This window comes from Anaerolineales bacterium (assembly GCA_022866145.1).
In the GTDB taxonomy this organism is placed as follows: domain Bacteria; phylum Chloroflexota; class Anaerolineae; order Anaerolineales; family E44-bin32; genus PFL42.
This window is the reverse complement of sequence record JALHUE010000439.1, coordinates 1-4906: the sequence shown is the minus strand read 5'-3', so window position 1 is coordinate 4906 and position 4906 is coordinate 1. Positions and strand designations below refer to the sequence as shown.

Below are 4906 nucleotides of genomic sequence, written 5' to 3'. Positions count from 1 at the left end.
CGGATGCGTCCGAGCCCGGCTCGCATGGCCGCCAAGGCGGCCTCGACCTCGGCGACGGCCCGCAACGGATAGGCAGGATAGGCGACCCGTTCGGCCTGGGCTTGTCGGTCCCGCCAATCCGGCGGGCCTTTCGGCCAGTAGCGCACGATCCACCTCAGGTGCCTCAGCACGCTCAACCGGGGATCCGCGGGCTGGCGGTACGGCGTCGACAGGCCGACGGCGGCTGACACCGGCACTTCGGAGGCCAGCAGAAGCGCCAACCCCCCGCCCAGCGACAGGCCGATCGGAACCAGCCGAGTGCACATGCCGCCCAACTGATGGGCGCCGTCCTGCACCGCGGCGTACCAGTCGCCCCACCGCACGCGCAGCATATCGGAGATCTGGGTCGCATGGCCTGGGAGGCGAATGCCGAGCACCGTGTGACCCTCGCCGGCCAGATGTTCTCCGAGGCGGCGCATTTCCTGGGGCGAGGCCGTGAAGCCATGGATCAGCAGGCAGCCGGTGCTGCCGCCCGGAAAGAGGAAAGGTTCGCCGCCGGGAAGTAGCGTGCTCACCCCAGACTCGCTTTGGCGGTTGCTGAGCTGCCGAGGCCGTAGTGGCAATCCAAGAACGGGAACCTTGCATTGCGGCTGGGCGCGAGGCGCAGGTTGAGAGCGGCAGGGTTCACGGAGACCCCTCTGGCGCAGGCGCCCTTTCGGCTGTGCGCTTGACCTCGGCCAATGCCACTCCGTCGGCCGAGATAACTTGGACCGTGGACATATCGGGGTAGAAGTTGTCCATCCTGAGCTGTTCATCGCAGATCAGCGCGAAATCGGGCTGTCCGTGCGCAGGCGCTTGCACGACTCTGAGGTCCGGTCGGGCGAAGGTGCGCGCCGATTCCACAGGCCCACCCACGGCGACGACGGCTCCTGCGGGCGCGTGCTGGTTCACATACTCCATGGCGGCCCGGTACGAGGTGCACCAGTTATCGAGCTGGAATCGATCAACCGCCCCCCGGGTTCCGCCTACGAGGCTGTTGTAGTAGACGTATTCGTAGGGATGCAGCCGGGCGATACCCAGCAGACCCGGAGCGAGCAGGAGTGCAGCGAGCACGACCCGAAGGGGCCAGTGCCTGACCCGGCTGAAGAGAAGGTCGATCGCCAAGCCTGCCAGAAGGAAGAGAGGCGGAAGGATGAACAGGAACTGCCGAAAGTTGCCGTAAATGGAAGGACGCGCGAGCACAACGTACAAGAGCGGCAGGAAGAGCCAGGCCATGGCAATCAGGACCAGGTCGCGGGTGATGTGACGGTGGTAGAGCCGGTGCACGGCGACACCCAATCCGACTGCGAACGCAAGCAAGGCGGTCTCCGTCAGCTGAATCTCAAGCAGCCTTGGCAGGTATCTCCGTGGGAGATCTGTGGAGGCATAGTGTATGTACTCGAACAGAACGCCGCGGGCGGGGAAGTCCATGACCAAGTGCACAGCCTCGAGAAGATTGGAGACCGGTGCCGACCAGAGAAATGGCCATGTCAGGTAGCTGGTCACAGCCGCTGCAGCGAGGTAGACCACAACATCGATTGTGCTCCGCCAGCGCGGACGCAGCAGGGCATACACCACAACCAGGACGCCGGCAAAGCCGCCGGGCGCTCGGGTCGACATGCACAGCCCTAGCGGTATGCCCGCCGCAGCGATGACGAGCAGCTCCCCCACACGCCGGCGGGAGGTGGGAGTGCGCAGCGAGGGCAGCAGCCTATAGGCCAGCACGGCCAGCGCCGCCAGCAGGATCAGGCTGGCAATGACAGAGGCCCAGCCGTAGACCAGGACCAACTTCTGGAAATACAGCTCTAGGGGCGTCTTATAGGAATCTTCAGCTGCAGCACGGAAGAGCCTGCTCAGCCAGAAGGGTCCTTGCTGGGTGTAGGCCAAGGCGAGCATGTTGCTGAGGGTTCGATAGAGCGCCCCTCGGATCAAGAGGTCAACGATCAGAACTGCCACAAGCAGTGCGATGGCGACGAGGGTGACCCTGCGCGACGTCGATGGACGCCGGGGAGGGGGAGGAGTGATGGCGACACCCGAGGTTTGGGCTGAAATGGCCCCCGGCGGGTCGCGACGCGAGAAATCGACCGCCGCAATCCCGGCGGCAACCGAGAGGACAAAGAGCGCCATGAAGGGGGTGTCCTTCTGGTTGATGAATGCGTGGCCAAGCACTACGGGCTGGAGAGCGAAGAGCAGGGTCGAGAGCAGGGCTGCCGAGGCGCGCCCTGTCAGGCGGACCGCCAGCCAGTATGATGCTACGGTTGCCCAAACGAAGAAGCTCGCGTTCACAATATGGCGAACGTCTGGGCTGAGAACCCCAGGTGCAATCCGTTGGGCCAGCGCAACGACCGCATGCGAAACCATCCAGGAGAACGGGCCGTAGCGCAGGCGGTCCCCATGCCCCTGCATGAAACCTGGATCGCCGATGTAGGCCCGGAGCGACGCCGCCCCGAACCGGGCATCCCCGTGGTCATCATAGGACTGGCCGTAGTCATTGGCGAGTATTCCAGCCCCCGCCAGAGCGATCAACACCACCAAGAAGGGGATGCCGCGCCGCAGAAGGGCTGCCCGTTGTGCCCGGGGGGACTGAGTCCGGATGCCGGCGCCGTCTCCCGTCATGGCGTCATCGATGGAGGGGGAGAGCGATCGCACTTCGGGCATTGACGGCGGGGCAAGGTTGAAAAGCTCGGCTGCCGCCCGCGGACCGCGGGCCGCTACCCGATCTCCGGCAAGCCGCGCGGCAGAGAACTCAGACACTCCGACCCGTCGTGCGTGACCAGCAGGTTGTCCTCGATGCGCACTCCGCCGCGACCCGTCAGGTAGATGCCCGGCTCCACAGTGAAGGTCATCCCGGGCTTGAGCAGGTCCTTATTGTCGCCGCGTATGTATGGCGGCTCATGCGCCTCCATCCCGATCCCGTGTCCGGTGCGGTGGCGGAACTCCGGGCCGAATCCCTCGGCGGCGATCAGGCTGCGGGCGGCATGGTCCACGCTGGCGCATGAGGCACCGGGACGCACCGCCTCCCGGCCAGCGGTGTTGGCCCGCAGCACAATCTGGTGAATGCGCGCCATCTCCGGGTCGAGCGGTGGCAGGGCGAAGGTGCGGGTCAGGTCCGAAATGTAGCCTGAGACTGCCGCCCCCCAATCGAGGATCAGCACGTCCCCATGTTGCAGCGCCCGATCGCCCGGCGAGTGATGCGGCAGGGCGCTGTTCGGCCCGGAGGCCACAATCGGGGGAAAGGGAAGTTCGCTGTCCGAACCACTGCGCAGCATCTGCAAGCTGAGCTCGGCTGCCAGCTCGCGCTCTGTCATGCCCACCCGGACCTGGGGCAAGGTGTTGAGCAAGGCCCGCTCCGCCACCTGGACTGCCTGGCGCATCACCGCCAGCTCGTTCTCATCCTTCGCCTGCCGCAGCTCGGTCAGCACCGAGTCGGCGCTCGCGAGCACCGCCTGGGGGGCGGCCTGTTGCAGCAAACCGAGTTCGAGGTAACGCATGCGCAAAGGCTCGACGCCCAGCTTTCGACCCGCCAGCCCGGCATGGGCGGCTGCCGCCTGGAAGGCGGGCCCGGGCGAGGCCTCGCTTTCTTCGTAGGGAAACAGCCGGAATGGGATCTGCGAGGCCTGTCCTTTCGAAAGCTCGAAGGCTGGCAAGATCAACGCCGGCTCGGCGTCCCGCATGAACAGAGCCACGACCGGGCGCTCCATCAAGTGAAACGACAGGCCGGCCAGGTAGAGCAGATTGGGGCCAGGTACAACCGCCAGCCCGTCTAGCGCGGCCTGCTGCAGCAGACGCATCAGGCGATCCAACCGTGCGAGATGCATAGTTGCCTCCGGGATGGGATGGATTATACGAGCCGGCGTGACCGCCCACAACCACAGGCCCTCCGCCTCCGACGGCCTTCGCGCGTCGCCCTCCCCTTCCTGCAAGCGGCCCTGCCCCAACCTGTCGAACCGTCAACCTCTCCCGGACGCAATCCCCTCGCGACACCTGCACCTGTGCTGCAGGGCAGCATCCTGAAAGGGCTCTCCGCATTGCCCGCTTGGGGAGTGACCGCTCCGCACCGGGTACTGGCCAGCTGGGCTGCTAGCCCGCGTAGCACATCTGCCCTCCCCGCAGGACACCCCGTTCGGACCGAGAGCCCCGGCCCGCCGGGGCGAGACGGCCGGGATGGTGTGGCAGGCGGCGCCGAGGGTGCAGGCCATCCGCCTCGACGGGCTGCGCCCGCAGGGCGTCGACCCGAACAAGCTGTCGCGAAGGGCAAGAGGCTGAGGGCGAAAGCAACGCCGTCCTGCTTCCCAGAAGCCGATGTGGCAGGTGGCGATAGCAGCGCGTCTCATCGGTATCGGACGAGCCACTGCTGCTTGACAGCCCTTATCGGCTGGTTTAGAATGCGCGAAGCCACGCTTGGGGGCCTGTAGCGCAGTTGGGAGCGCGCTTCAATCGCACTGAAGAGGTCGAGGGTTCGAATCCCTCCAGGTCCACTGCCACCACATGGGCCCATAGCGCAGTTGGGAGCGCGTCTCAATGGCATTGAGAAGGTCGTGGGTTCGAATCCCACTGGGTCCACCAGACAACTTAATAGCGGCCAGCACAGGAGTAGTAGGCCATCCGCCAGAGAGCCGGGGCCGGGTGCGATCCCGGCCGGGCGCTAACGGAGCGCCATCGAACAAAGGCCGAACTCGCCTGTGGCCCCCTGGGGGCAGGCCTCGCCGGTGAGACCGTGAGCTAGCCGGCGACGGGTACCGCCGGCTACCGCGGCAGCAAGCGGCCCCGCGAGCCGGGGCAATCAGGGTGGTACCGCGGAGTGGCCCCCTTCGTCCCTGGATGGCGAAGGGGCGTCTTTGTTAATCGCGGCTTGAGCACAGGAAGCACGCAGCCGGAAGGCCGCGGG

General features: G+C 66.2%; 3 protein-coding genes and 2 tRNA genes. 2 read left to right on the top strand and 3 right to left on the bottom strand.

What is annotated here, in order from left to right:
* The 3 genes from MUO23_13125 to MUO23_13115 all read right to left on the bottom strand — a co-directional run.
* Positions 1 to 554: alpha/beta fold hydrolase (locus MUO23_13125; protein MCJ7513892.1), on the bottom strand; the 554-nt coding region annotated here is incomplete at its 3' end.
* Positions 555 to 663: 109 nt separating this feature from the next.
* Entirely contained in the window at positions 664 to 2634 is a 1971-nt protein-coding gene (locus MUO23_13120) for a hypothetical protein (GenBank protein MCJ7513891.1), read from the bottom strand.
* 95 nt (positions 2635 to 2729) lie between these two features.
* Positions 2730 to 3836, bottom strand: coding sequence for a Xaa-Pro peptidase family protein (locus tag MUO23_13115; protein MCJ7513890.1), 1107 nt, complete (start codon positions 3834 to 3836; stop codon positions 2730 to 2732).
* 587 nt (positions 3837 to 4423) lie between these two features.
* Here MUO23_13115 and MUO23_13110 point away from each other — a divergent pair.
* Positions 4424 to 4496 (top strand) — tRNA-Ala (locus tag MUO23_13110).
* Positions 4497 to 4508: 12 nt separating this feature from the next.
* Positions 4509 to 4584, top strand: a tRNA-Ala gene (locus tag MUO23_13105).
* Positions 4585 to 4906: the final 322 nt, after the last annotated feature.

What these genes read in the sequence shown, in the direction of transcription:
- MUO23_13120 (MCJ7513891.1), bottom strand. Translation starts at nt 2,634, where the DNA reads ATGACGGGAGACGGCGCCGGCATCCGGACTCAGTCCCCCCGGGCACAA.
- MUO23_13115 (MCJ7513890.1), bottom strand. Translation starts at nt 3,836, where the DNA reads ATGCATCTCGCACGGTTGGATCGCCTGATGCGTCTGCTGCAGCAGGCC.